We start from the raw sequence: 26108 nt of genomic DNA on the forward strand, positions 1-26108 counted from the left end.
TATCAGCAATAACTCGCTATTTCTTCTTCTTGGCTTTGGCTTTCGCTTTCTTCGATTTAGCGGCTTTCACCTTCGACTCTGCTTCCTCTGCTTCTTTCATCAGGGCTTTCCAGTCGAACTTGGCCTCGGGGCTGAAGTCGATGGTGGCTTCACGGTCTTCCGGGTCGAGTTGCAGTACTTTAATATCTTTGGTGAGGTACGTTTGAATTTCGTCCAGGATCGGCTTCTCTTCGGAACTGCAGAATGACACGGCTATACCTTTGGCGGTGCCTCGACCCGTACGGCCCACGCGGTGCACATAGTTCTCAGGCTGATCGGGCAGGTCGTAGTTCACTACATAGTCCACATTCGGAATATCGATACCACGGGCACTCACGTCAGTAGCGATCAACAGCATGACATCCCCTCTTTTGAAACGCTTCATCACGTCGGTGCGGTCCTTTTGTTCTTTGCCACCGTGTATGCTCAGTGCCTCTATACCTACACGCTCCATAGCAGCTACTACACGCTCGGCACGTACCTGCGTGCGCACAAAGGCCAGTATCTTCTTATCCGGATTTTCCTTCACAACTCGCTCCAGGAAGAAACGCTTTTCGTCCATCTCCACATACATCACCGAGTGATCCACGTTCTTGGATACGGGATCTTTCGGAGAAATCTGGATACGCACGGGCTTGTTCACCAGGGAGTAGGCCAGTTCCTTGATCTTCTCATTGATCGTTGCCGAGAAGAACAGTGTCTGGCGCTTACGGGGCAGCTTGGTGATCAGCTGACGGATGTCGTGGATGAAACCTAGGTCGAGCATATGATCGGCCTCGTCGAGCACCAGTACTTCCACACGCTCCAATCTAATGTAACCCTGGCTTACCAGGTCGAACAGGCGGCCGGGGGTGGCTACCAGAATATCTATACCTGCTTCGAGCTTGGCGATCTGAGGTCCTTGCTCCACGCCACCGAACACGCAGAAAGTCTTCACGCGGGTATGTCGTCCCAGCTCTTCGAAAACCTCTGTAATCTGCACCGCCAGCTCGCGGGTTGGCACCATCACTACGCATTTGATTCCGTCGGAGCGGCGCCGGTTGACGGCGTACTGCAACCTGTCAAGTATAGGTATAGCAAAGGCCGCGGTCTTTCCCGTACCCGTTTGGGCAATGGCCAGCACGTCTTCCCCTTTCATGATGGGTGGTATGGCTTTAAACTGGATATCGGTCGGTTTGCGGAAACCAAGCTTGTCCAGGCTTTTCTTGATCTCGTCGGATATGCGGTAATCTTCGAACTTCATGGTGTTGTGTTGCTAATAGGCTAAGACCATTACGTAAGGCCGCAGCGAATTACAAAGGTACGGCTTCTTTTTCTGATTTGCTGCGACTGCCTAAAATGAGGCACCAGTCTCAGGCATAGCCTCCCCTTGCTGGCCAGCCAACTCTCCTGGCCCCAGTTCGTCTTTCATAATGCCGTCCAGTTCCTGCAAAGCCTTAGCGCAATCACCACGGTAAGAGGACCCGTGCATAATGGCCAGCGTAGTAGGTTTCAGATCGGCCAACTCCTGCAGCATCCCTTTGGTTTTGTGGGTATAAGGCATGTAGTCAGGCAGCGGGGAGGATTGGCCCGCCCGAAGCGAGGCACGCACTTCTTCTAATATATCATGATCGGTGAGCGCTGTTCCGTTACCATCCTGATGGAAAAGGTCGGAACAGAAAAGGGTCTTGCTCTTTTCCTCGAACAGCACGCCCGCATCCCAGCCGTGCGGCAGATGGGGCGTAGGTATAAACCGATAGCTATACTGGCCTGTCTCCAGCACATCGGCTTTGCTTAACCCTCTGGCTGGCCGGATGGCAAAATCGCCCATGTTTACCATTGCCCCGATCTCACTGCAAACTGCCTGTGCATGCGGCGCCACTTCGAGCCAGTCATTGAGCGAGCCGCATTCGTCCACCTCAAAATGACTAAAGCCCACCCAGCGCAATTTTCTCAGATCTATCAGGCTGGCGACAGCCTCTTTCAGCATCGGGAACATCATGCGCATACCTGTGTGATACAACATAGGCGCATCATCTTTAATCAGAAAATGATTGAACTGCATGTTATAATCAGGCACATACACTCCAATGCGGTATACGTCCGGTGCAATTTCATGAATAGAGACCATAGCGAAAGGCTTTAAAGATTACACATATCAAGAGAAGGCTATACCTGCTATTATACGTTGATTGAAGATTGACTGCCTACAGGACAAAATAAAATCATAAGTAATATAAACTTTTTTGATAGTGTTACTATTATAAAAGAAAGTTGTTATAACTTTGCAGTACTGAATCTCGAATACAGGTTAGTTCGAGACTGAATGCAACCTTAGGCAGATACTGCAGCCTATACCCGACAAATGAAAACGATCCATGAACACTAGCAGCATTAAAATAAACCTCACACACAAGGCTTATGTGCGCGACCCGGAGCATACGGAGCTTGGCCGCCGTATCATCAATGAGAGCATCCGACTGATCGACGAACTGGGCTTTGAGCAGTTTACGTTTCGGAAGCTGGCTACTGAGACGGGTTCTACAGAAGCCTCCATCTACCGTTACTTTGAGAACAAGCACAAGCTGCTCGTATACCTGGTGTCGTGGCACTGGGCCTGGCTCGACCACTTTGTATTGTTCCACACCAACAACATAGCTGACCCCAGGGAGCGACTGAGCCGGGCCATAGACGTGATCACATCCTCCAGCATTGACAACCCTGCTACACCACACATCAACGAGAGCGCCCTGTACAGGATCGTGATAGTGGAGGCCTCCAAGGTATACCTGACCAAGGAAGTGGATGATGATAACAAGGACGGTTATTTTTTGGAGTACAAGCGCCTGTGCCACCACATAGCCGGGATGGTACTGGATATCAACCCAGACTACCCTTATCCGCATTCCCTTATCAGCACGATCATGGAGGCAGCTCACCAGCAAGTGTTCTTTGCCGAGCATCTGCCTTCGCTTACTGAGATCAGGGGTGCACAGCGGTGCCCTGTAGAAACAGCCACTTTTTTAAAACATCTGGTTTTCGCGGCAGTTGACCAGAAAAGATAATGCAGACACATGAACAAAGCGTATAAACATAAACCACTTTACACCCCGATGCAGCGTTTCTGGCAGCTTCTTGCTGCAGAGAAACGGGAGATCGTCTACCTGTACATCTACGCGATCGTGGCTGGTCTTATCAGTCTTTCGCTGCCGCTGGGGATTCAGAGTATCATCGCTTTTATTTCGAGTGGTCAGATCACGGTTTCAGTCGTTGTGCTGATCACCCTGATCGTACTGGGCTTGCTCATTGTGGGTGGTATGCAGATCATGCAGTTGTGGCTGGTGGAGTATATCCAGCAGCGCATTTTTGCGCGTACGGCTTTCGACTTTGCCCACCGCGTGCCTCGCCTGCAGTCTGAAGCCCTGCACCGCTACTACCCTCCGGAATTGATGAACCGCTTCTTCGATACTGTCTCGTTGCAGAAGTCCATGGCCAAGCTGCTGACTGACTTCACGACTTCCGCCATACAGATCGTTTTCGGACTTATCCTGCTGTCGTTCTACCATCCTTACTTCATTGTATTCGGCATGATCCTGGTCATTGTGCTGATCGGTATCCTGTACTTCACCAGCCCGCGCGGCGTTGATACCAGTATTACGGAGTCAAAGTACAAGTATAAGCTGGTTGCCTGGCTTCAGGAGATGGCCCGCTCCATGAACACCTTCAAGCTAGGCGGTCAGTCAGAGCTACCTACCGAGAAAACCAATGGCTTTGTCACCAGCTACCTCAAGGCACGCAAGCAGCACTTCCGGGTACTGATGACGCAGTACTTTAGCTTTGTGGGTTTCAAAACCGTGATTACAGGGGGCTTGCTGGTGCTGGGTGCTATCCTTGTTATCCAACGGGAGATCAACATCGGGCAGTTTGTGGCTTCCGAGATCGTAATCATCCTTATCATGACAGCCGTGGAGAAGATCATCATCAAACTCGACACGATCTATGACATGCTTGCCAGCCTCGATAAGCTGGGACAGGTAACCGATATGCCGCTGGAAGAAGAGCGCGGTGTGCCCATGCCAAACAAAGGACAAGGACTATCGATACAGGTAAAGAACCTGCGCTACCGCTACCCTGGTGTAGAAGAATATGCCATTGACGGTGTTTCGTTTGATGTACTGGCCTCTGAGCGGATATGTATCGCGGGCTTCAACCGGTCTGGCAAGTCCACGCTTAGCCAATTGCTGCTTGGCTTGTATGAGAGCTACGAAGGCAGCGTCGCTTACAATAACCTCTCGATGCGTGACCTCGACAAAAACAGCATGCGCCGCCTGATCGGTGACAACACATCCAAAGAGCAGGTTTTTGACGGTACTATTCTGGAGAACATCACGCTGGGTATACCTGATGTGCCGATTGAGGACGTGATCTGGGCAACAGACAACGTAGGCCTGACTGACTTTATACATGAACTGCCTGACGGCTTTCAGACTGAACTGACGGGTGGCAGCATCCGGCTCCCGGCCAGTGTGTCGCGCAAGATCATCATGGCCCGCTGCCTGGTGCTACGCCCTAAAATGCTGCTCCTCGACGATTTCTGGGGAGGCATGGAGAAGCACGAAAAGCTACGCCTCATTCAAATGCTCTCATCACAGGAATTCAGCTGGACGCTCCTAATTATTTCAAACGATCCGGAAGTGATGGCCATCTGCGACCGGACGCTTCTTCTAAAAGAAGGTAAGCTCGTGGCAAACGGCAATTTCGAAGAGATTAGCAACAGTATACCTTATCAGCAACTGGCCAATCTGACTGTATAAACATGAAAGAGAAAGATCCTTATACCCCATCGCGGGAGCACAGGGCCATGGAAGCAATGGAGATGGTGCGCACACCGAGGCTCGGACGCACCCTGGCTTACTGGATATCGGGTATCGTGCTTTTTATGATTCTGATCCTGTTCCTTCCGTGGACGCAGAATATATCATCCCGCGGCACCCTCACAGCCCTTAACCCAGAGGACCGTCCGCAAACCGTGCAGAGCACCATAGCCGGCCGCATAGAGCGCTGGCATGTGCAGGAAGGCCAACTGGTGCAGAAAGGCGACACGATTGTAAGCCTGTCGGAGGTGAAAGAGAAGTTCTTTGACCCCCAGCTACTCGACCGCCTGGACGAACAGGTACAGGCCAAAGAAGGAGCGGCCACTGCAACCAGAGCCAAAACCGAAGCACTGCAGGACCAAATACAGGCCCTGCGGGAGGGTTTGCAGTTCAGCTTACAAAAGGGCCGCAATAAAATAGCCCAGACACGCCTGAAAGTGCAGAGCGACAGTGCGGATGTAGTGGCACAGCGGGTAGAGTTAGAAATAGCCCGCAACCAGTACGCCCGACAGGAGGCGCTTTATGAGCAGGGCCTGAAATCGCTGACCGAGCTGGAAGCCCGCCGACTGAAACTACAGGAGGCAGAGGCCAAGCTGATCGCCAACGAGAACAAACTGGGCAGTTCCCGGGCAGAGCTCCTGAATGCCTTTACAGAGCTCAACTCATTACAGGCGGAGTATGCCGATAAGCTGGCTAAGGCAGAGTCGGAACTTAATTCTAACCAGGCTTACCTGTACAGCACGATCGGGGATTTATCGAAGTTGCGGAGCGAATACAGCAGCACGCTGGTGCGCAGCACTTTTTACGAGGTAGTTGCCCCACAAACGGGCTATCTCGTGCGAACGCTCCGTGCAGGTATAGGGGAAAACATCAAAGAAGGGGAAGCCATCGCCACTATCATGCCTGAGGACCCGCGCCTGGCAGTAGAGCTGTATGTTCAGCCCATGGACCTGCCCCTGCTTTACCGTGGCGCACCGGTACGTCTGCAGTTTGATGGCTGGCCGGCGCTCGTCTTCTCGGGCTGGCCTAACCTGGGCTTCGGTACGTTCGGTGGCAAAGTGGCTGTAATCGATAATACTGCTACCAATGGTTTGTACCGTATGCTGGTAGTGCAGGACCCGGAACAGGAAGAATGGCCAGAGGCGATCCGTATTGGCTCGGGCGTACAGGGCTGGGCTATGCTGAACACGGTGCCGATCTGGTACGAACTGTGGCGTCAGCTCAACGGATTCCCGCCTGACTATACGGGATCCCTTCCAGTAAACGGTGCTAACACCAAGACCAAAGAAGAGAAATAAGTACATGAGGAGATATCATTTTTTAGTCTTTTCGCTGCTGCTGCTTTACCTGACAGGTATAGCCCGAACGGGCAAAGCCCAGTCAGTTGACTCAGTGCGGGTACTGACTATGCATTCGCTTTATGAGCAAGTACTGGCCCATCACCCACTGGCGGCTCAGGCAGCACTACTCGCCCGCCAGGCCGACCAGGAAATACGCATGGCCCGTGGTGGATTTGATCCTGTCATTAGCAGCAAGTATGGCGAAAAGCAGTTTTCGGACAAGGAGTACTATACCTACTGGAACAACAGCTTGCGTGTCCCGCTTTGGTTCGGTCCGCAGCTGCTGGCCGGATATGAGCGCAACGATGGCCCCTACCTGAACCCGGAAAAGTACACCCCATCCAATGGACTTAGCTACGCAGGTATAGCCATTCCCTTAGGTCAGGGCTTGTTCATGGACGAGCGACGCGCCATTGTGCGGCAGGCACAGTTGCTCCCTCAGATGGCCGAGGCTGATCGGCTCAAGCTGGTCAACAAGTTGCTACTCGACGTTGCCAAAGACTACTGGGACTGGCTTTATTATTACAATGAAGTGCAGGTATACCGCGAGGCGCTGGAACTTGCAGAGGTCCGTACACTTGCTGTGAACGAGCGGGCACGTCAGGGCGACCTGGCCGCGATTGATACAGTAGAGGCACGAACTGAGGCACTGAACCGACGGGTATTGCTCAGCGCTGCCCTGCAACAGTACTACAACAGCAAGCTGAGGGTCGAAATGCACCTCTGGAGCGAGGGCAATCAGCCGCTGGCCCTTGCCGCCAATGCAGTACCCTCTGCAGCCGGCACCGAACTGGACCCACTCAGCCCTGAGGACCTGGAAGAGTTAGTTGCATTAGCCAAGGTCAACCACCCCGACATCGTCAAACTAGACCTGAAGGGACAGCAGTTGGAAGTGGAGCGCCGCTTTGCTGCTGACAAGCTCAAGCCGAAACTGGATGTCGAGTACAACCTGCTACAGAGCGATTTTTTTATGAACGGAGAAGCTTTCCAGGCTCCTTATATGCGCAACAATTACAAAGTGGGCATTAGCTTCAGCCAGCCGCTCTTTTTGCGACAGGAAAGAGGAAAGCTGCAACTCACCAAAATAAAGCAGCAGGAAGTAGGTTTTCAACAGTCGTTTACCTTGCGGGCTATTGAAAACGCAGTGCAGATGGTGTACAATGAGTGGCTGGCATTAGAGGAGCAGATTGCGCTGCAAGAGCAGATGGTAGCAAATGCCCGGATCTTACAAGAGGGTGAAATTGCAAAATTTCGGGCAGGTGAAAGCTCTATCTTTCTGATCAATGCCCGCGAGCAAAAGCTATTAGAGTCACAGATCAAGCTTTATGATATGCGCAGCAAATACGCCAAGGTCAAAGCGCAGCTTTACTGGTCAGCCGGCAATATGCAGCAAGACTAAACCGATATTCTAAAAAAAGTAGCAAACATATGTGGATAAGTGTGTGTTATCAACAAAGTTGCTAACACACTTAGCTGCACTCTAAAAAAGTTAGTTTAAGAAGTTAAAATTGGAGTTTGAAAGGTAGCTTGTATACCTGCTTAAAAAGCAGTTTGCCATCCCATCAAGACAATATGGTCTATCGTCACTACAGGCAACTTTCTACCTTTCTAATTTCCCAACTTTCTAACTCACTAGAGTCTTCCCCCTATCACCACCCGTTCTTTGTGCACACTTTTCTGTCCGTCCAGGCCAAACAGCTCGATGTAAAATAGGTAATAGCCTATACCTGCCTTGGTACCGTCTTGCCGGGTGCCGTCCCAGCGAAAGAAGCCATTGGAAGCGAGCAGTTCGTTTCGCACCAGTTTACGCACTTCCCTCCCCTGTGCGTCAAACACGGTGATGTTTGCCACAAAGCCTGTCTGGTCAGTGCTGTAGTTGATGGTGGTAAAGTCTTCGTAACCATCGCCATCAGGGGAGAAAACCCTGGGCTCAACCGTGAACATGCGTTGTGCTGCCATACCTGGCTGCGACTGCGAATTCAGATAGCCAGGCGTTGCCCCCATAGAAGTAGCCGCTGAATGAAAATTGGCAGGCGTGGTTGGCCCATCCAACCGGATGCGCTCCAGTGAAATGCCGTTACGGTCATCGATCAGGCTGAAGTGCATGCGCTCGTTATAGTCAAAGCGATCGGCCACACGGCTGTCAGATTGCAACAGCACAACAGAACCAGCAGCGTCTGGGTAAGTAGGCAGCGAAGCCATCCGCAGGAATGTCTCTTCACGTGCTGCAGGATAATTGGCTTTGATATTCTCCGGGTTGATGGTGAGCACCGCATATTGTCCGGGAGCCAGTACATAGGGGGTTGTTGTGATCACTCTTCTGTTAGCCACACTATCATTACTAATGTTGGCCAGTTGCCAGTTCTGCAGATTAATGAATTTATCGCTGCGGTTAACAATTTCCACAAAGTCCACTCCGCCAGGTCTGGGGTTGAACAGCACTTCGTTGATGACCACATCGCCAGGCTCCGGCACAGAAGGCAAGGCAAACGCAGCCGTGAGCGAGCCTGAACTCAGGTTGCCAGCACAGTCGCGTATGCCTGTGGCGGTCAAGGTATAGCGCTGCCGCTCCTGCAAGGGACTGGCTAGTTGTAAGATCACTTCCTCAAACATGGGCGAACCGACCTGGACACTAGCTATACCTTGACCTGACGGGCTCAAGGTATAGCGGTTCACGTCAGCGACCTGTGCACTATCCAGGCGTTCGTTGAAACGGAGTAGCAGCCGTTCGGGTGCAAGTGCCGTCACACTAAGCAAAATAGGTGGTGTGTTGTCAGGTATAGAAGCTGCTACAGAATTGGGCTGAGCGGGTGTACCACCGCGCGGGTCGACAGAAGCAATCCAATTAGTGGCACCAGTGCAGGGGTTGCTTACATCAATCATCTCCAGGCTCCAGCCGCCGTTGCGTTTGGTATTGTCGCGGTACCACGCATCATTATAGCTCACGGCATAGACCAGGCGGCCATTGGGTTGACGCAGTTGCAAAAGTTCGCCGGTATTGTTGAGGCTCGGAAAGTTGCTAATGCCAATCACGCGGCCATATTGCGAGAAGTTCGCTACCTGCGTGTTGGGTACGACGACCGCATACTCGCCGGGCTGCAGCAGTGTGTTTGGCAGAGTCGTGGTGGAGGTCGCATCAGAATAGCGTATACCTTGCAGCGTAAGTACTTTCTCGGTTGGGTTGTGCAATTCAATATATTCTACGGCAGGCAAGCCAATGGCCGGCGTTTCGCGGGCCATGATCTCAGTAATCAGTAACTCGTTATACCCCGGTAACACGGGCGGCAGTGCATATTGGAAGGTCAGCTCCACTGGACCTGGCAAGGTGTTGCCATACAGATCGGCTATACCTGCAATCGCTATCGAGTTGGGACCATTCCGCAGCGACTGCGCAAAAGAGAGAAGTATGGTGCCGCTTGCTGTGAGCTCAACTGAAGTAGGTTTGGCAGCACCATTCAAGGTATAGTTGGCGGGATTAGTGGCTTGCTGCTGCGACAGCGGTTCGTTGAAGCGCAGCTCCAAGGTATGCGTGCTTAGTGGCTGGGCACTCTCCGGTACCGGTGGATTTGTGTCTGTTATCCGGAAATCATCAAAGTAAAACCGCTGGCTATTGGCTGAGCTATACCTGACCAGCACCCCGAAATAAGCCGATTGCCTATGTGTAGCATCTGTTACCGTGCCCTGGCTCCTGTAGCTCTGCCCCGATCCGGTCACGTCGATCTCCAACTGCCAGGTATAATCCAGACTCCTTGTTACCCGCACCCGCACGATGTTGTTGGACGTCGCTACGGTCTTGTCCTCACCATTGATGATCATAACGGGCGTGCGGCCGGCATCTTTCCGAAAAAGGCTCACCTCGTCAGCCGTATTACCGATGCGTACAAAATAGCCATTTACATCAGCGGCTTTTAGCTCTTCTTTGTCTGCCATCAGGTAGATGTCGGCATAGTTGCTGGCAGAAGTAGCGAGTCGCAAATTGGCCCAAAACTCCCATGTCGTGCCTACTGCTGCTTGAGAGGGCGTGGCCAGGTATAGCACAGTACCCGTCACCGCTGGTCCACTACTTTGTAGTTGGTTTTGGGCGTTTATGATAAAGCTGTTCACATCTCCCGTCCAGGTGGGGCTTTGCGTGAAGTTACCATCAGAGAAATCGTCCTGGAGCTGGGCGGAAGCAAGGTATGGCAAGAGTAGAAGAAGCGCTACAACTGTTCCCTTTTGAGTGAGAAGAGGGGAAATCAGGTAGAGAATGGCTTTCATAATTTTGTTAAGGGCTTGGCGTAAAGTTTGTTTCATGCGCAGATATTGTGGTGAAAACTTACGAACTTCGCAGCCGCAAAAGGAATAGCTCAGCGAAATGTGAAGACACTGGAGCTGGCCACTTTTGTAAGATGTAGAACTTTTACGGGACCTTAACGAGTTAGTTAGGGGAGTTTAAGAGTTTGGGAGTTAGCAAGTAACACGAAGGCGGACGATTTGTGTTTGTTTGCTTTTAGGTATAGCCTTCGCACAGCAACAGACTATAAGCAGCCACTTAACTCCCATAAATTCACATATTTAACAATTATATATATACCCTAAACAATGAAAGTAGCAGTAGTAGGCGCCACTGGACTAGTGGGCGGCGAGATTTTGAAAGTACTGGCGGAGCGTGACTTCCCGGTAACGGAATTATTGTTGGTTGCTTCTGAGAGATCTGTTGGTAAACAGATAGAGTTTAAGGGTAAACAGATAAAGGTGATCGGGATGCAGGACGCGATTGCGGCTGCCCCGCAAATAGCGATTTTCTCAGCCGGAGGAAGTACTTCTACTGAATGGGCTCCTAAGTTTGCCGAAGCAGGCATTGTGGTAGTCGACAATTCGTCGGCCTGGCGCATGGACCCGACCAAGAAACTGGTGGTACCTGAGATCAACGCCAAAGAGCTGACCAAAGAAGATAAGATCATTGCCAACCCGAACTGCTCGACCATCCAGATGGTAGTGGCCCTGAACAAGCTGCACGAAGAGTTGAAGGCGAAGCGCATTGTGGTGAGCACCTACCAGTCGGTGACGGGTACGGGTGTGAAAGCAGTGGAGCAGTTGATGAACGAGCGTGCAGGCAAGGAAGGCGAGAAAGCTTACCCGTATACCATCGACCTGAACGTATTGCCGCACATCGATGTGTTCCAGGACAACGGCTATACCAAAGAGGAGATGAAGATGATCCTCGAAACCAAGAAGATCATGGGCGACGACTCTATCCGGGTAACAGCCACTGCGGTGCGTATACCTGTAATGGGTGGTCACTCGGAGTCGGTGAATGTGGAGTTCGAGAAGGATTTCACACTGGATGAGGTATACCGCATCCTGAGCGAGACAGAAGGTGTGAAAGTGGTGGACGACGTGAAAAACCTACAATACCCGATGCCGAAAGATGCTCACGGCAAAGACGAAGTGCTCGTAGGTCGCGTGCGCCTGGATGAAACTCAGCCAAGAACTTTGAACATGTGGATTGTAGCGGACAACCTGCGCAAAGGCGCTGCCACCAATGCCGTGCAGATTGCGGAGTATTTGGTGAAGCACGAACTAGTTTAGGTATAATAGCATTTCACAAAATGTGTATAAAGTATTAGAAAATAAAATAATGTCTTTATTTGAATGGGAGCTCTAAAGGCTCCCATTTTTTGTTGCTTCTTAAAGGTGAACAACAAATTCTCGTAAAGCCTATTCAAGTAAAACTTATTATTCCTATATTACTTTCACCTATCATTTATCTTCGAAAATGAGCATTCAAGCATCTATAAAACCTCGTACTAAAAAAGGGAAATCTAAAAGGCAGGCGGAGTTTGTTCGCTGGTTTGGTCCATTATTAGATGCCCTTCGTGAACTTGGTTACTCAGGTAAGCCACAAGAAGTGTCAACTAAAATTGCCGAAATGCTTAAACTAGATGATGCCTTTTTGGATGAAACACTGAAGTCAGGCACTAATAGGTTCCACAATCAGGTAGCTTGGTCAAGGCAGTATCTTATATGGGAAGGATTGCTTGACTCCTCAATAAGAGGCACTTGGAAATTAACAGACAAAGGCAAGAATACACATTTAACTTACGAACAGGCACATGAAATCTTCCTTAAGTGGGTAGAAATAAATCAGCAGGCTAGAAAAAACAAAAACAAAGCTGACGTTATTGTAGAACAGCAAGAACACTCACCTGAAGAAGTTGAACTCAATGCGGAGGGGGATTTACTAGAAGTACTTCAAAGTCTGTCTCCTTCAGGATTTGAACGAGTATGTAAAGAACTTCTTAGAGAGCATGACTTTGAAAAGGTAGAAGTCACAGGAGGTTCACACGATGGAGGAATTGATGGCTATGGCATTCTGGAAATTAACCCTTTCGTAAGCTTTAAAGTCCTTTTTCAATGTAAAAGGTATAAGGGCTCTGTATCAAGAGCGCATGTTGGCGATTTCCGCAACGCTATGATCGGTAGAGCTGAAAAAGGAATCATCATGACAACTGGCACCTTTACAAACGAAGCTGTAAAAGAGGCCAATAGAGACGGAGCACCACAGATAGAACTTGTTGATGGGCAGAAACTGATTAAGATGTTTGAAAAGGTTGAACTTGGGCTCAAGCCTAAAGTTGTTTATGAAGTTGATCTGTCTTATTTTAATAAGTTTAAAGATTAAGAGAGATCAACTTAAATTCTTGTCTCCGTGGTTTGCAATCCGTACTTACAAATGTTTGGGTCGCTAATCCAAAACAGCCACGTCACTCTTACCATGAAACTCCAATATATCCACACCGAAAGGCTCGTGCTGATACCTTTCACGCTTGAAGCGGCCAGAACGCTTTATGCCCGTGACAATGGTGTGCTTGCATATCTTGGGTTGCAGATTACGCCTTATTGGCCGGATCAGGAAAGCATGGATACCTTGCCCCGGATCATCAAAAGATTGCAGGAGGTGGAGGAGCCAACCGGTTTTGAATCGTGGATGATTGTGCTGAAACGCAATAGCACTGTGATAGGTGACGCGGGCTTTAAAGGACCGCCTAATGCCGAAGGTGTGGTTGATATCGGGTACTCCATTATTGAACAAGAGCACCAAAGAGGCTATGGCATGGAAACGGCGCAGGCCTTGGTGAACTGGGCATTCCAGCAAAATGGGGTGAAAGCAGTGACGGCCAGTTGCCTCTTAGAAAACACGGCCTCTATCCGGATACTCGAGAAACTAGGCATGCAGGAACTGGTCAGAGATGATGAAGTCATTTACTGGAAGCTGGAGCACCCAAAAGCAGGTATACCTGTTGCCACGCTGCAGTAGCATTCTTTCCCCTTCTCCACAAGCTTGGCGCTTAGATTTTAAATGATTAGAAACTGTGAGAATCAGCTAAAAATATATTTGCTCAAAGCTGATAATAACCTACCAGGTACATCGCCAAACCCGCCAAGGCGCTCACAGCTATCCAAGTGATCATACCTATTTTAAAACGATACATAGCCACTATGGAAACGAGAATCCAACTAAGGCTAAAGAAGTCGATACCCCACATTGCACCTCCGTCTGTTATCACTACAGCTCTGCCGAAATAGACTGTCAGGTTAAGAATAACCCCAACCACAGCAGCCGTCACGATACTCAGCACCGCCTTTACATTGGCGTTGCTATGGGTCCTTTCCACGATAGGCGCCCCTACCAGGATGAAAAGAAAGCAAGGCAGGAAGGTATAGTACGTCGTCGCAAACAGCCCCAGCGAGCCCATGAGTAGGGAGCTGGAAAAGTGATTATACCCTGCCATAAAACCCACGAAGGCCAACACCATAATCAAGGGGCCGGGCGTGGTTTCGCCGAGTGCCAGTCCGTCTATCATCTCCAGGCTGCTGAGCCAGTTAAACTTTTCTACGGCCACCTGCGCCACATAGGGCAGCACTGCATAGGCACCCCCAAAGGTAACCAGTGCAGCCTGCGTAAAGAAAATGGAGAGCTTATTCCAGAATGCGGCATCAGGAAAGCCAAGCTGAAAGACGGCAAACGGCGCGGCCCAGAGTAGCAAGGCACTCAGCACCTGAATCACCGTATGGCGCCAGTTAAACGCCTTACCCTGTTCTAAAGTAGTGGCATTGATATAATAGCCGGATTCATTTGCGGCTCTCTTTTCTTCAGAACCACGCTGCCGAAGCACGGACGGGAAGTAGCGCAGCACTAACACCGCAACCAGGATGGCACCCAAAATGATGAAGGGGAAAGGTATATTGAGAAAGTAAATCAGGACAAAGCTGAGCAATGCCAGCACATAGTGCAGCCAACTGACAAGCGCCTTTTTGCCAATTTTAAGCAAAGCCAGCACAACAATAGCTACTACTGCTGGCTTCAATCCATAGAACAGAGCAGCTACCCAAGGTATGCTGCCGTATGTCACATAGGCAATGCTCAGCCCCAACAGGATGAACACAGAAGGAAGTACAAAGAGAATACCTGCCACCAATCCACCCCGCACGCCATGCAACAGCCAGCCAATGTACGTAGCCAGTTGTTGCGCTTCCGGGCCAGGGAGCAACATGCAGTAGTTCAGCGCGTGTAGAAAGCGGGAATCTGATACCCATTTTTTCTGCTCTACCACAAACTCGTGCATAATCCCAATCTGGCCTGCTGGTCCGCCAAAGCTGATAAAGCCTAGCTTTAGCCAAAAGAAGAAAGCTTCCTTAAAACTGGGTTTATCAATGGCCTGCGATTCTAAAGCATTTAAGTCGACTTGCATACGAAGTATATAGATAGCGATTCCAGCAGCCCGGTATACGCAGGATTAGATATTACAGAGCCCCTCCTCTCTGGTGAAATAGCAGCTCTTTCACACTTGAATACCTTAGAAATCCACCCGGTACAAATCCTCCATTTGACGCTGCGTCACAAAACCAGGCATGGCACGGAAAAGCGTGTTTCGGAGCTTGCCTAGCAGCGGATGGCGCCAGTGGGCAACTTCACCCAGCCTGCGTGACATTTCAATAACCTTCGTGGTTCGGGCTTTGCGACGCTCTTCATACTTTTTCAAAGCCATCGCTAACTCCGGATTTTGGCGCAGGCACTGTGCCAATACCACCGCATCTTCTATGGCCTGACAAGCGCCTTGCCCCATATTAGGTGTGGTGGCGTGCGCGGCATCACCCAGCAGCACAATACGACCATACACAAAGTGCTTCAATGGTTTCAGGTCAGCGATGTCGTTCCAGATGAGTTGGTCTTGTGAAGTAGAGGCCAGGATAGCTTCTACAGGCGAATGCACTGCTTCGAAATGGCGGGCCAGTTTTTCGGGGGTCATGCGGCGCATTTTTTCGTCGCGCTGCGGAGCGTTGATGCAGGCATACCAATAAATTTTATCGCCCTGCAGTGGCGCTATCCCTACCCTGCCCTGGGGCGCCCACGTCTCAGCCGATATCATGTTGTTGATCTCCACACCCGGATTATCAATCACGGCACGCCAGCAGGTATAGCCGGCGTAGCGGGGTATGCTCTCAGGTATAAGTTGCTGTCGCACTACGGAGCTGATACCGTCAGCGGCAATAAGCAGATCGGCTTTTGCGTGACTTCCATCCGTGAAAAAAGCGACTACCTTGTTTCCTTCCTGCGCTATGTTCTCGCAGCGGTGGCCCAGCACCACGGTGTCAGGTTGGAGGTGGCTCAGCAGTACCTCATGCAAGTCAGCACGGTGTATCACAAAATTACTGATCCCATACTTGCTGCTCAGGCGGCGGGTGTCCATGTTGCTGATCTCACGGCCATGCTCGTCGAAGATCACGAGTGCATCCAGCTGTTTGCCCCTTGCCACCACATCGTCCATCACGCCGAGCCTCTGGAGCCCCTGCATCGCATTAGCAGCCAGTCCTACGCCTGCCCCCAGCCCCTTGAACCTGGGTGCCGCTTCGTATACCACGGTATCTATACCTGCCTGTTGCAGCGCAAGGGCCGCACACAAACCTCCGATTCCACCTCCTACTACAATGGCTTTCATACTTTCAGCTGTCTATCTTAGTGTATACTGCTAGAACAAAAAAAGCGGCTTATTTGATTTGTCGAGGGACTACTTTACAAGAGAGATTTCTCAAAAACAACCTTAGCTTTAAGCAAGTCTTCCGGTTTCCAAGGCATCTTTTGTCAAGCAAAAACTTACTTGGCAGAGGCGTCGTGGTAGCTTACCTCCTCTTCTACCACTGAAGAGCGGCCAAATACCTTCGCCACCCACTTCGGCAGGAAGATAGAGCCCAATACCAGGTATGGGTAGTAAGTGATAAGACGGTAGAGCACTACCACAACATTGCTGAAGCGGCCCAGGAACAAGCCGAAGAAGCTTGGGAAAGCCATCTCGACTATGCCGGCCCCTCCCGGGGTTATAGCCACCAGCATCACGATCCAGAAGATGAGGTTGCGGGAAATGATAAGCATGTGCTCACCCAGCGTCACGTCTGTAAAGGCGGCGATCAGGCAGTTGAGCAGGAAGTAGCGGGCACTCCACACGAAGATGGTCGAGATAATGGCGCGTGCCCAGTAGTTGAAATCTTTACCGCGAAGCTGCTGCGACGCCCAAACAATTTCGTTGCCATGGTGGAAGGCATTCACACGCCACTTGCGCAGCAGTTTCCAGCCAGTCAGTTTCAGCAGGATCCACTTGAAAGCACGCGGACGCACGAACAGGGCATAGATCATGATAAAGGTATAGACGGCAATAAGAGTATAGCTGATGTAGAAGGCGGTCTTGAGTGCATTGACATCCGAAGCGGACAGGCCAAAGTCAGGAAATACTTCCCCCTGCGTAGCCAGCAGCGCGATAGGGGCCGCGATGATGAAGAACATGTTATCGAGCACGGCCGTGAGCATCACGTAGGCCAGCGATTTACCCAGCGGTATACCTTCTTTGTTGAGCACGATGGTGGCAATGGTGGTGCCGCCCACTACCGAGGGGGTAATGGCCGAGGCAAACTCCCAGAGCATGATCACATCCAGGCTGTTGCGCCAGGTCAGAAATTTGTCGGTGAGGCTGCGAATGCGGTACATGTAGCCCAGGTCGCGGATCACGAGCACGAGCAGCGCAGCGGCCAGCCACCACCAGTTAGCGTCGGCTATACCTTTCAGATCACTGAGCCTATCGTCTTTAATGAACAGCCAGGCCGTAGCGCCTAAACCCAGTAGCACTGGAATCAGGATCTTGATCGGACTGAAGTTCTTAAGTATGGTCTTTTTATTCTGATCCATGCAGGCAATCGTAACCCAGCTCTTTGGCGCTTGCTCTTAGCAGCTGACGTGCAAAACTACTTAACTATTCGGCAACTCGGGGCAAACAGTTCGGCTTTTTAAGGATTTTAAAGAATTGCTACTCCAGTATGAGCTGTGTCACCTGGGCTGCCTGTCCTTCTGCTTTGGTGATCACAAAGTCATTGAAGCCATCACCTACCTCTATACCGATCAGGTTGAGCTGCAGCATGTCCAGGATCGCCAGAAAGTTGAAAATCATACCAATCTTATCAGGGAAGGCCAAAATGATCTCTGAGAAAGCTATTTGGTTTTTCTCCTCGATCACACGGCTAATATAATCGCGCTGCTCCTCTATGGTATAAGGATAGGTGAGTACGGTGTGCTTCGGTCGGTTTTGCTCCTCTTCAAAACGGTGCATTACTTTGTCGAACACCCGCATTAGTTTGTAGAGGCTCAAGTCCTGCAGCTCGTACTCAAAGTGGTTGGCATTGGCGATCTGCTGCAGTTCCTCGTGCACATTGCCCCGGTTTTCCTGTGCCAGGCGGGTATCTTCCATCTGCCCCAGGTCGCCGAGTATCCCTTTGTACTTCTTGTACTCCAACAGGTGCTGTACGAGTTCCTGACGCGGGTCAATCTCGTTACCTTGCTCGTCTTTTTCGGTGCGGGGCAGTAGCATTTTGGCCTTGATGCGCATGAGAGTGGCGGCTGTCAAAATAAAGTCGCTCGCTACTTCAATGTTGAGCTGCTCCAGCTCCCGCAGGTAGCCCATGAACTCGTTGGTGATCTGGAAGATCGGAATATCGTGAATGTCCAGTTCGTCACGCTCAATAAAGAAGAGCAGCAGGTCAAATGGCCCCTCAAACAACGGTAATTTTATTTCGAAACTCACTTCTCTGGCCTTTGGTTAATGCGCTGATCACAGCAGATGGACAAAAATACTAATTTATTCGGATGAAATAGCAGCTCACCGGACACGTTGTAAGGGTCACACCAGCTTGATTTCCGAACAAAATAAACTTACAACTGTATAAGTGTAGCATTATCAAGTGGCATGATTGCTGTTAAGTTCCATCGGGCGCAATCATTCTTGGCCCTCAGCCACTTACCACTCTTACACCATACACCACCGTGGGCTGCCCTGACAGGATAGGGAGGAGAAATAGCAGCTTGTGTTCTGATTTTTGCTAACTTTACGTTTTGTCCGGCCGATTGTATTTTGCGCAATGCAAACTTTTGCCCGAAAAATTTGTTGGAAGTCTATAATAAAGACATTTCTATGATCATCAAACCAGGAGAGCTCCTTGCCTCCATTGACACACCTGCTGACCTGCGCAAAATGAAGCCAGAGCAACTGCTGCAGGTATGCCAGGAGTTAAGGCAATACATCATCGATGTGGTATCGATCCACGGCGGTCATTTTGGGGCCAGCCTTGGGGTGGTAGAATTGACTACAGCACTGCATTATGTGTTCCAGACCCCTTACGATCAACTGGTATGGGATGTAGGACATCAGGCATACGGCCACAAGATCCTGACTGGTCGCCGCGATAATTTTCACACGAACCGCAAGTACGGCGGACTCTCTGGTTTCCCTAAAAGAAAAGAAAGCGAATACGATACGTTTGGCGTAGGCCACTCGAGCACCTCTATTTCGGCAGCGCTGGGTATGGCTGTAGCCTCCCAATACAAGCAGGAAGAAGACCGTCACCACATTGCCGTGATCGGCGATGGTGCTATGACGGGTGGTATGGCATTTGAAGCCCTCAACCACGGCGGCGCTACCAATGCTAATCTGCTGGTTGTCCTCAATGACAATTGCATGAGCATCGACCCGAATGTGGGTGCTTTGAAAGAATACCTGACCGACATTACCACCTCCCGCACTTACAATAAGCTACGCGACGAGCTGTGGAATGTATTGGGTAAGATCAGCAAATTCGGTCCCAACGCACAACACATTGCCTCTAAGATCGAGAGCGGCATCAAAGCCACGCTATCGAAGCAGAGCAACCTGTTTGAAGGTCTTAACTTCCGCTACTTCGGCCCAATCGACGGGCACGACATCAACCATCTGGTGTCGGTAATGGAAGACCTGAAGCGTATACCTGGTCCGAAGATCCTGCACGTACTCACTACGAAAGGAAAAGGCTTTGCCCTCGCTGAGAAAGACCAGACCAAATGGCATGCGCCAGGTCTGTTCGACAAGATTACAGGCGAGATCTATAAGAAACATTACGACACCCCACAGCCTCCAAAGTACCAGGATGTGTTTGGCCATACCATGGTAGAACTGGCCGAGCAGAACGACAAGATCATGGGTGTAACGCCTGCGATGCCGTCTGGCTGTTCGCTCAACATTATGATGAAGGCCATGCCGGACCGTGCTTTTGACGTAGGTATAGCCGAACAACATGCGGTGACATTCTCTGCTGGCCTAGCCACGCAAGGCTTGGTGCCGTTCTGCAACATCTACAGCACGTTTATGCAGCGCGGTTACGACCAGGTGGTGCACGATGTGTGCCTTCAGAACCTGCATGTGGTGTTTTGCCTCGATCGTGCCGGTTTTGCCGGTGCCGACGGCCCGACGCACCACGGTGCTTACGACATTGCCTACATGCGCTGCATCCCGAACATGGTGGTAGCTGCCCCTATGAACGAGCAGGAGCTGCGCAACATGATGTACACGGCCTCACAGGAAGGTGCTGGTCCGTTCACGATCCGTTACCCGCGTGGCGAGGGTGTAATGCCAGAGTGGCGCACTCCGCTGGAACTGCAGCAAATCGGCAAAGGCCGTACCGTGCAGGAAGGCGAAGAAGTAGCGATCCTGACTTTTGGTCACATCGGTAACTACGCTGTCGACGTTTGTCAGAAACTGAGCTACGAAGGCGTCAACCCAGGCCATTACGACATGCGTTATTGCAAGCCGCTGGACGAGGAGCTACTGCATCACATTTTCCAGAAATATAGCAAGGTGATCACCGTGGAAGACGGCTGTCTGCAAGGTGGTTTCGGAAGCGCTGTACTGGAGTTCATGGTAGACAACGGCTATACCTCCCAGGTGAAGCGTCTTGGCATGCCTGACCAGATATTCGAGCATGGATCACAGCTGGAGTTGCACCGCGATGCCGGCTTCGACCCAACTGCTATAGAGAACACTGTCAGAGAAATGATCGGTGTAGCGGTAAAGGTTTAAATTAGACAACGGTTCTTTTATAAAAGACATAAGACAAACCCCGCAGTTCATTAGGAGCTGCGGGGTTTGTCTTTTATTCTCCTGTAGGGACAGGTCCGATTTTTTCTTGGGGGAATAGGCTCAAAACTCACTGCCATTCTGTAAAGAAACTTGGTTAAAAGATAGGGCTTCTACCCCAAGGAGGTTAAGCCATTGCTACGTCCGGAGGCAGGGGGCCTCTCAACCAAGATCCCTCTGGGATGACAAAAAAGTAGAATGAACCGCCTCTGCTGTAAGGACAGATCGCGACCTGTCCGTGGTATAGCCTATTTGATGAAACAAGAAATTATCCTTTGCGATACACGTTCCAACCTATACATTTATACCACCAAGCATATTTGTGCACGATTTGGACAGGTCGCGACCTGTCCCTACACATGACTACCACTAACTATGACAAAGCATACCACCTATACCTCCGCTGGCTCTGGCGACACACTTGTTTTTCTGCATGGTTTCTGCGAGAGCACAGAGGTCTGGACTGACTTCAGCAAACCATTGCAGCAGAAGTTTAGGACCATAGCCTTAGACTTACCCGGCTTCGGTGAAAACACCCAAGAGATAGCCGACTATAGCATGGAAGGTATGGCCGACTATGTGAAAACAAAGCTGGATGAGCTCAACGTGAAAAAGTGCATCTTGGTAGGCCATTCTATGGGCGGCTATGTGAGCATGGCCTTTGCGGAGAAGTACGGCAGCATGCTCAGCGGCCTCTGTCTCTTCCACTCCTCTGCCCTCCCCGACACCGACGAGAAGAAAGAAAACCGCAACAAGACCATTGATTTTGTGGAGAAACACGGTGTCGAGAAGTTCATGCAGTCCTTTATTGAGCCACTCTTTTACAGCGAAAATCGTGACAGGCTAAGAAAGGAAATCGCGCTGATGAAGAAAATCGGCACCAATACACCAAAAGAGAGCGTGACCGAAGGTCTTGCAGCTATGCGCGACCGCAAAGACAGAACAGATGTGTTGGCAGCGGTCAGGTTTCCTGTCCTGTTCATCTTCGGAAAAGACGACGGTGCTGTGCCATTAGACAAAGCCTTGGAGCAATGTCATCTGCCAGACAATAGCATGGTCTATTTCCTCGGCAAAACCGGTCATATGGGCATGTTCGAGCGCACCTACGAAACCCGCAAAGCGCTTGAGAAATTCGCAGAAACCATTTACGGGTGAGTGGTAGATTGAGTGAATAGCTCACTGCTGGGAGCACGAATTGGTAGGTCCCGGAAACCGGATTGCAACGCGGCACGAAGACATCAAAATGAAACAACCCCAAATTTCAATATGCCATAGTAGACCTTTAGAACTACTCCCCCAGCATTAACAATCCTGAAAATACTTTGGGATAAGGCCCCTATGTAAATATCCGGACGCTCTACCTTTTTAACCCTCAAACTCCTCAACTCCAAAACTCTTTAACTTCCCCATGCCTCCTTCCCGCATTCTTCCTACCATTGTGTTTTCGCAGTTTGCGGGTACTTCGCTGTGGTTTGCCGGCAATGCTGTGCTGCCCGAGCTACAGGCTTCTTTGCAGTTGCAGGATGGCGCATTGGCCTTGTTGACTTCGGCGGTACAGCTGGGTTTTATAGCGGGCACGGTCGTGTTCGCTTTTCTTTCGCTGGCCGACCGGGTATCGCCACGACTGCTCTTTATGCTCTGTGCTTTGCTGGGCGCTGCAGCCAATGTCTTGGTCGTGTTTGCCGCCAAAGACCTATATGCTGTCCTGCTATTGCGGGCGCTGACTGGTTTTCTCTTAGCGGGCATCTACCCTGTCGGAATGAAAATAGCAGCCAGTTGGTATAGTACCGGATTGGGCAAGGCCATTGGTTACCTGGTAGGCGCATTGGTACTGGGGACTGCTTTTCCTCATCTGATCCGGGCACTGGGCGCTGACTTGCCCTGGCAGCAGGTCATGATTGCAGTAAGCACGTTGGCAGTGGCAGGCGGCTTGCTACTATACCTGTTTGTGCCCGACGGACCGCACCTGAAGAAAGGAGCCACCTTCAAAATCGACAATATGCTGCTGGCTTTTCGGGATCCCAGCTTCAGGTCGGCCGCTTTTGGGTACTTTGGCCATATGTGGGAGCTTTATACCTTGTGGGCTTTCACGCCCCTGATTCTGACGCTGGCAGTTCCACAGCTTACCACCAGTGAAGTGTCGGCTTATAGCTTTGCCGTGATTGCAGCTGGGGCCGTAGGCTGTATAGGTGGGGGCTATCTATCACAGGTATGGGGAAGTGCCCGGGTAGCTTTTGTGCAGTTATTGCTTTCCGGTCTGTGCTGCCTGCTTTCCTTGGTCGTGCTGCAGCTGGATGTGCCGCAACTGATCATTCCTTTTCTGCTTTTCTGGGGAATCGTAGTGGCCGGGGATTCGCCGCAGTTCTCAGCTCTAACCGCCCAGACTGCCCCTCCCCAGCTAGTTGGCACAGCCTTGACCATCGTAGTGGCCATTGGTTTTGCGATTACAGTAGTCAGCATTCAACTAACAGGCTTTCTACTCACACAAATGCCATTGTACTATACCTTCGCGTTGCTGGCCTTCGGTCCGGCGCTTGGTTTACTGGCACTACGCCGCTTGGTATAATAGGCAATGCCTTTCCACCGCTACACTTGATTTGAAAGCTTATACCTTTTGTTTGTCTACCCAACAAAAAAGCCAGCCCTATGACAGACCGGCTTTCCTGTTCAAAATATACTTGAAGTCTGTACCTTATTCGGCCTTCAGCTCCATTTTCGAGCCATCGCCCGCCACAAGGTGCATTTCTTTGTCTGTCAGCTTCTCTACTGTAAAGTTTTGCGATACATCGGCGCCTTCAAAAGTAAGGGATAAACGTCTGCCTGCCTGGTCATAGGTCCAGGTGCCCGTCTGGAGTGAGCCACCACCGCCCATCGCAAAGCGGCCGTCCGAGTAAAACTGCATCGTTTCCTGCTTTTCTTCCTGTGTCAGCTTGTCTTTGTCGCCAGCGGCTGTCAACTCTTTGTCAGCTTTCCAGGTTTTGCTGCTGCCACCTGAGATCATGTTGGCATTGCCGGCATTGTCTTTGTCGCCGCCGCAGCTCGCCATAAAAGCCATCAGCACGAAGGCCATCATAAAAGTAAAGAGACCTTTTAACTGTTTCAGATTCCTGTTCATTTTATTCATAGTTTATAGTTATACATACCTGCGCCTGCTTATGCAAAGAGACGTGCATTGATTACGGTTAAAGTACATGAAAGTTGATACACTATACCTGTCATCTGGCGGTACAACTATGCGCACCATTTGGCGTATCTATTTAAGCAGCTGCGCTTTTATGGCTGCAACCGAAAACTATTTACTGACATCATAAGAAATTAAGATATGGGATTGCGTGATTTTTTTAAAAAAGGGGAACAAGAGCCTGTCAAGAAAAGCTCTGACCAGGTAAACAAGGTGCCCGGCCAGTCCGAGGACCATAAGTTCTTTACCAACAAAGACGAGCAGCAGGTAACAGATCCAAGTGCCAACCAGGATGTATACACCGTGCAGAGTGGCGACTCACTTTCCAAGATCGCCAAGAAACTCTACGGTGATGCCAACGCCTGGAACAAAATATATGAAGCAAACAAGGATACTATCGGCGGAAATCCAGACCTGATCCGTCCGGGACAGCGCTTTAGAATTCCGAGAACCTAAACAGCATTTGCTATAAAATAGAAACAGCCGGCTTCTGCAGATGCCGGCTGTTTTTGTTTTTTAAAGATTGAGCGGATACCTATACCGCGTGTAAATGGGTTCAAGGTTACGGGTCGCCGGTTTCCATACAGGCATTGCAGTAAACCCTTTTGTGATGATATCTTTTACTATTTCTTCCTGAAGACTTTTTGGAAGGATCACATTTTCTACCTTCCCTTTATCCGTTATATCAAAGTCTACATAAACTACCTTCTCAAATTTAACCCCTGATAGTTTCAAAGGGTTGATGATGTACTTGTTCATGTAACTCTGGTAAGCCTTATCACCACCCGGAAACTTAGGCGCTGTTGTTGGATGCTCTTCATATATGAATGGTTTGCCCTCCAGTTGCGCATATACCTTATAGTAGTCCGGCTTCGATTTAACTTTCACAGCTTCTACCTCCCATCCCATCACGCTAGCTACTACAGGATAATTCCCTGCATATATTTGCGGATCAACCATCCACCTCTCTACTTTGTGCAAGTAGTAAGGCTCATTTCCTACTTCAAATCTATCAATGCCCGAATTAAGATAAGCCAAACTTGGCTTGAATTTCTGGTCATTTACTAACTCTCCATTAGAGAATACTTGCTCTATCTCTGACTGTCCTTTTTTATTGGTTCTGCGCCAAAGTCCATCTTTCAGGCCGTTGCAGTAGCTCCCCTCTAACATTGCCTTGCTGTTTTCGTCCTCTTCCAGTTTGATGGTAACTTTGCCGTTCCCATTCTGCACCAACTGCTCACCGGTTTCCCTCCAGCTGTGTATCACTTTTACACCCAGGCTATCGTACAGCAGCACATTCATTAATTGGCCGTTGGGCCACCAGAACTTCCACTCACCTGCACGACGGTTATTTTCGTAAGCGCCACTGCTCTCTGGTTTTCCATCAAAATGAAAAAACTGCCAGTGTCCTCTCTTTACCCCCTTATCATAAAAGCCATTTGCCAGCACCTTGCCGTTCGAATAGTAGTCAATCACATCGCCATCAAAGCTAAAACCTCGCAATGTCTTAAGTTTGGCTACTGTGTCCGGCATCATAACTGAGCGGGCAAATGCTGCATGTTCCTGCTTTGTGATTAACCAGTTCGTGTTGTAGAATATGATCTTTTCTTGCTGCCCATAGGCTGTACCTAGCCATAGCATAAAGAAAACAGAAAGTATAGCGTGTTTCATAAAAGAATAAATTCCGGCGGCAAACATAATCAAAAAAGCCCGCCTGAACATACAGTCCGGCGGGCTTTTGAGAAATCAATAAGTACTCTTTATTTGCTTAGAAACGCTCGTCAGCAGAGAAGAAGAAGTCACCTTCGATCTGTGCGTTCTCGTCAGAGTCAGAGCCGTGTACAGCGTTGGCCTCGATAGACTTCGCGTATACCTTACGGATCGTGCCTTCCTCAGCCTGCGCTGGGTTTGTAGCACCGATCAGCTTGCGGAAATCTTCTACTGCGTTGTCTTTCTCCAGGATCATGGCTACGATTGGGCCAGATGACATGTACTTCACCAGGTCTCCGTAGAAAGGACGCTCCTTGTGTACTTCGTAGAACTTGCCGGCACGCTCCTCAGTCAGTCTTGTCTTCTTCATCGCCACGATGCGGAAGCCGCCTTCTTCGATCATTTTAGTAATGCCACCGATGTTGTTATCTGCAACCGCATCCGGCTTAATCATGGTAAATGTGATGTTTCCAGCCATGTCTATTCTGTTAATGTGTGTATGTTTCGTATTGAA

21 protein-coding genes are annotated in these 26108 nt (G+C 50.2%); 11 read left to right on the forward strand and 10 right to left on the reverse strand.

Going from position 1 to position 26108, the window contains the following annotated elements:
• Positions 1-16 precede the first annotated feature (16 nt).
• The gene (locus AC5FX6_RS16750; RefSeq protein ID WP_493598107.1) at positions 17-1282 is read right to left on the reverse strand and encodes a DEAD/DEAH box helicase; all 1266 of its coding nucleotides are present in this window, start codon (positions 1280-1282) and stop codon (positions 17-19) included.
• 90 nt (positions 1283-1372) lie between these two features.
• The gene (locus AC5FX6_RS16755; RefSeq protein WP_493598108.1) at positions 1373-2149 is read right to left on the reverse strand and encodes an oxygen-binding di-iron domain-containing protein; all 777 of its coding nucleotides are present in this window, start codon (positions 2147-2149) and stop codon (positions 1373-1375) included.
• Between the two features lie 247 nt (positions 2150-2396).
• Here AC5FX6_RS16755 and AC5FX6_RS16760 point away from each other — a divergent pair, with 247 nt between their 5' ends.
• From AC5FX6_RS16760 to AC5FX6_RS16775, 4 genes are read left to right on the forward strand one after another with little or no spacing between them, the layout of a single operon-like run.
• Entirely contained in the window at positions 2397-3083 is a 687-nt protein-coding gene (locus AC5FX6_RS16760) for a TetR/AcrR family transcriptional regulator (RefSeq protein ID WP_493598109.1), read from the forward strand.
• Positions 3084-3092: 9 nt separating this feature from the next.
• Positions 3093-4832 (forward strand): peptidase domain-containing ABC transporter, encoded by a 1740-nt coding sequence (locus AC5FX6_RS16765; protein ID WP_493598110.1) that lies wholly within the window; start codon positions 3093-3095, stop codon positions 4830-4832.
• 2 nt (positions 4833-4834) lie between these two features.
• Entirely contained in the window at positions 4835-6190 is a 1356-nt protein-coding gene (locus AC5FX6_RS16770) for an HlyD family secretion protein (RefSeq protein ID WP_493598111.1), read from the forward strand.
• 4 nt (positions 6191-6194) lie between these two features.
• Entirely contained in the window at positions 6195-7631 is a 1437-nt protein-coding gene (locus AC5FX6_RS16775; RefSeq protein ID WP_493598112.1) for a TolC family protein, read from the forward strand.
• 233 nt (positions 7632-7864) lie between these two features.
• On the opposite strand, the gene AC5FX6_RS16780 is transcribed toward AC5FX6_RS16775, so the two are convergent.
• Positions 7865-10489, reverse strand: coding sequence for a lamin tail domain-containing protein (locus AC5FX6_RS16780; RefSeq protein ID WP_493598113.1), 2625 nt, complete (start codon positions 10487-10489; stop codon positions 7865-7867).
• 324 nt (positions 10490-10813) lie between these two features.
• Between AC5FX6_RS16780 and AC5FX6_RS16785 the strand changes: the two genes are divergently transcribed.
• The 3 genes from AC5FX6_RS16785 (at position 10814) to AC5FX6_RS16795 (ending at position 13532) form a co-directional block, all read left to right on the forward strand.
• Entirely contained in the window at positions 10814-11803 is a 990-nt protein-coding gene (locus tag AC5FX6_RS16785) for an aspartate-semialdehyde dehydrogenase (protein ID WP_493598114.1), read from the forward strand.
• A gap of 187 nt (positions 11804-11990) precedes the next feature.
• Complete coding sequence (locus tag AC5FX6_RS16790; protein WP_493598115.1) at positions 11991-12896, forward strand: restriction endonuclease; 906 nt, start codon at positions 11991-11993, stop codon at positions 12894-12896.
• A gap of 93 nt (positions 12897-12989) precedes the next feature.
• Positions 12990-13532: a GNAT family N-acetyltransferase gene (locus AC5FX6_RS16795; RefSeq protein ID WP_493598116.1), complete on the forward strand. Its 543-nt coding sequence runs from the start codon at positions 12990-12992 to the stop codon at positions 13530-13532.
• An 82-nt stretch (positions 13533-13614) separates the two neighbouring features.
• On the opposite strand, the gene chrA is transcribed toward AC5FX6_RS16795, so the two are convergent.
• The 4 genes from chrA to AC5FX6_RS16815 all read right to left on the reverse strand — a co-directional run bounded on the left by chrA (position 13615) and on the right by AC5FX6_RS16815 (position 18342).
• Entirely contained in the window at positions 13615-14967 is a 1353-nt protein-coding gene (gene chrA, locus AC5FX6_RS16800; RefSeq protein ID WP_493598117.1) for a chromate efflux transporter, read from the reverse strand.
• Between the two features lie 105 nt (positions 14968-15072).
• On the reverse strand, positions 15073-16215 hold the full coding sequence (locus tag AC5FX6_RS16805) for an FAD-dependent monooxygenase (RefSeq protein ID WP_493598118.1): 1143 nt from the start codon (positions 16213-16215) through the stop codon (positions 15073-15075).
• A gap of 155 nt (positions 16216-16370) precedes the next feature.
• Complete coding sequence (locus AC5FX6_RS16810) at positions 16371-17453, reverse strand: lysylphosphatidylglycerol synthase transmembrane domain-containing protein (RefSeq protein ID WP_493598119.1); 1083 nt, start codon at positions 17451-17453, stop codon at positions 16371-16373.
• A 118-nt stretch (positions 17454-17571) separates the two neighbouring features.
• On the reverse strand, positions 17572-18342 hold the full coding sequence (locus AC5FX6_RS16815; RefSeq protein WP_493598120.1) for a segregation and condensation protein A: 771 nt from the start codon (positions 18340-18342) through the stop codon (positions 17572-17574).
• A gap of 387 nt (positions 18343-18729) precedes the next feature.
• On the opposite strand from AC5FX6_RS16815, the gene dxs reads away from it, so the two are divergent.
• The 3 genes from dxs (at position 18730) to AC5FX6_RS16830 (ending at position 23269) form a co-directional block, all read left to right on the forward strand.
• Entirely contained in the window at positions 18730-20646 is a 1917-nt protein-coding gene (gene dxs / locus AC5FX6_RS16820) for a 1-deoxy-D-xylulose-5-phosphate synthase (protein ID WP_493598121.1), read from the forward strand.
• 432 nt (positions 20647-21078) lie between these two features.
• Positions 21079-21858: an alpha/beta fold hydrolase gene (locus AC5FX6_RS16825; protein WP_493598122.1), complete on the forward strand. Its 780-nt coding sequence runs from the start codon at positions 21079-21081 to the stop codon at positions 21856-21858.
• Positions 21859-22111: 253 nt separating this feature from the next.
• On the forward strand, positions 22112-23269 hold the full coding sequence (locus AC5FX6_RS16830; protein ID WP_493598123.1) for an MFS transporter: 1158 nt from the start codon (positions 22112-22114) through the stop codon (positions 23267-23269).
• 126 nt (positions 23270-23395) lie between these two features.
• Here AC5FX6_RS16830 and AC5FX6_RS16835 read toward each other — a convergent pair whose 3' ends face one another.
• The gene (locus AC5FX6_RS16835; RefSeq protein ID WP_493598124.1) at positions 23396-23818 is read right to left on the reverse strand and encodes a lipocalin family protein; all 423 of its coding nucleotides are present in this window, start codon (positions 23816-23818) and stop codon (positions 23396-23398) included.
• 207 nt (positions 23819-24025) lie between these two features.
• Between AC5FX6_RS16835 and AC5FX6_RS16840 the strand changes: the two genes are divergently transcribed.
• Positions 24026-24340: a LysM peptidoglycan-binding domain-containing protein gene (locus AC5FX6_RS16840; protein ID WP_493598125.1), complete on the forward strand. Its 315-nt coding sequence runs from the start codon at positions 24026-24028 to the stop codon at positions 24338-24340.
• A gap of 60 nt (positions 24341-24400) precedes the next feature.
• Here AC5FX6_RS16840 and AC5FX6_RS16845 read toward each other — a convergent pair whose 3' ends face one another.
• The gene (locus AC5FX6_RS16845; protein ID WP_493598126.1) at positions 24401-25555 is read right to left on the reverse strand and encodes a toxin-antitoxin system YwqK family antitoxin; all 1155 of its coding nucleotides are present in this window, start codon (positions 25553-25555) and stop codon (positions 24401-24403) included.
• 97 nt (positions 25556-25652) lie between these two features.
• Positions 25653-26072 (reverse strand): nucleoside-diphosphate kinase, encoded by a 420-nt coding sequence (locus AC5FX6_RS16850; protein WP_007654671.1) that lies wholly within the window; start codon positions 26070-26072, stop codon positions 25653-25655.
• Positions 26073-26108 lie beyond the last annotated feature (36 nt).

The sequence above is a fragment of the Pontibacter sp. LHS2 genome (genome assembly GCF_058932845.1).

Excerpts from the sequence above, each read along its gene's own strand:
- AC5FX6_RS16840 (WP_493598125.1), top strand. The coding sequence starts at position 24,026 with ATGGGATTGCGTGATTTTTTTAAAAAAGGGGAACAAGAGCCTGTCAAG.
- AC5FX6_RS16850 (WP_007654671.1), bottom strand. The coding sequence starts at position 26,072 with ATGGCTGGAAACATCACATTTACCATGATTAAGCCGGATGCGGTTGCA.
- AC5FX6_RS16805 (WP_493598118.1), bottom strand. The coding sequence starts at position 16,215 with ATGAAAGCCATTGTAGTAGGAGGTGGAATCGGAGGTTTGTGTGCGGCC.
- AC5FX6_RS16760 (WP_493598109.1), top strand. The coding sequence starts at position 2,397 with ATGAACACTAGCAGCATTAAAATAAACCTCACACACAAGGCTTATGTG.
- AC5FX6_RS16795 (WP_493598116.1), top strand. The coding sequence starts at position 12,990 with ATGAAACTCCAATATATCCACACCGAAAGGCTCGTGCTGATACCTTTC.
- AC5FX6_RS16755 (WP_493598108.1), bottom strand. The coding sequence starts at position 2,149 with ATGGTCTCTATTCATGAAATTGCACCGGACGTATACCGCATTGGAGTG.
- AC5FX6_RS16790 (WP_493598115.1), top strand. The coding sequence starts at position 11,991 with ATGAGCATTCAAGCATCTATAAAACCTCGTACTAAAAAAGGGAAATCT.
- AC5FX6_RS16780 (WP_493598113.1), bottom strand. The coding sequence starts at position 10,489 with ATGAAAGCCATTCTCTACCTGATTTCCCCTCTTCTCACTCAAAAGGGA.
- AC5FX6_RS16750 (WP_493598107.1), bottom strand. The coding sequence starts at position 1,282 with ATGAAGTTCGAAGATTACCGCATATCCGACGAGATCAAGAAAAGCCTG.
- AC5FX6_RS16835 (WP_493598124.1), bottom strand. The coding sequence starts at position 23,818 with ATGAACAGGAATCTGAAACAGTTAAAAGGTCTCTTTACTTTTATGATG.
- AC5FX6_RS16765 (WP_493598110.1), top strand. The coding sequence starts at position 3,093 with ATGAACAAAGCGTATAAACATAAACCACTTTACACCCCGATGCAGCGT.
- AC5FX6_RS16845 (WP_493598126.1), bottom strand. The coding sequence starts at position 25,555 with ATGAAACACGCTATACTTTCTGTTTTCTTTATGCTATGGCTAGGTACA.
- AC5FX6_RS16775 (WP_493598112.1), top strand. The coding sequence starts at position 6,195 with ATGAGGAGATATCATTTTTTAGTCTTTTCGCTGCTGCTGCTTTACCTG.
- AC5FX6_RS16770 (WP_493598111.1), top strand. The coding sequence starts at position 4,835 with ATGAAAGAGAAAGATCCTTATACCCCATCGCGGGAGCACAGGGCCATG.
- AC5FX6_RS16825 (WP_493598122.1), top strand. The coding sequence starts at position 21,079 with ATGACAAAGCATACCACCTATACCTCCGCTGGCTCTGGCGACACACTT.
- AC5FX6_RS16830 (WP_493598123.1), top strand. The coding sequence starts at position 22,112 with ATGCCTCCTTCCCGCATTCTTCCTACCATTGTGTTTTCGCAGTTTGCG.
- dxs (WP_493598121.1), top strand. The coding sequence starts at position 18,730 with ATGATCATCAAACCAGGAGAGCTCCTTGCCTCCATTGACACACCTGCT.
- AC5FX6_RS16785 (WP_493598114.1), top strand. The coding sequence starts at position 10,814 with ATGAAAGTAGCAGTAGTAGGCGCCACTGGACTAGTGGGCGGCGAGATT.
- AC5FX6_RS16810 (WP_493598119.1), bottom strand. The coding sequence starts at position 17,453 with ATGGATCAGAATAAAAAGACCATACTTAAGAACTTCAGTCCGATCAAG.
- chrA (WP_493598117.1), bottom strand. The coding sequence starts at position 14,967 with ATGCAAGTCGACTTAAATGCTTTAGAATCGCAGGCCATTGATAAACCC.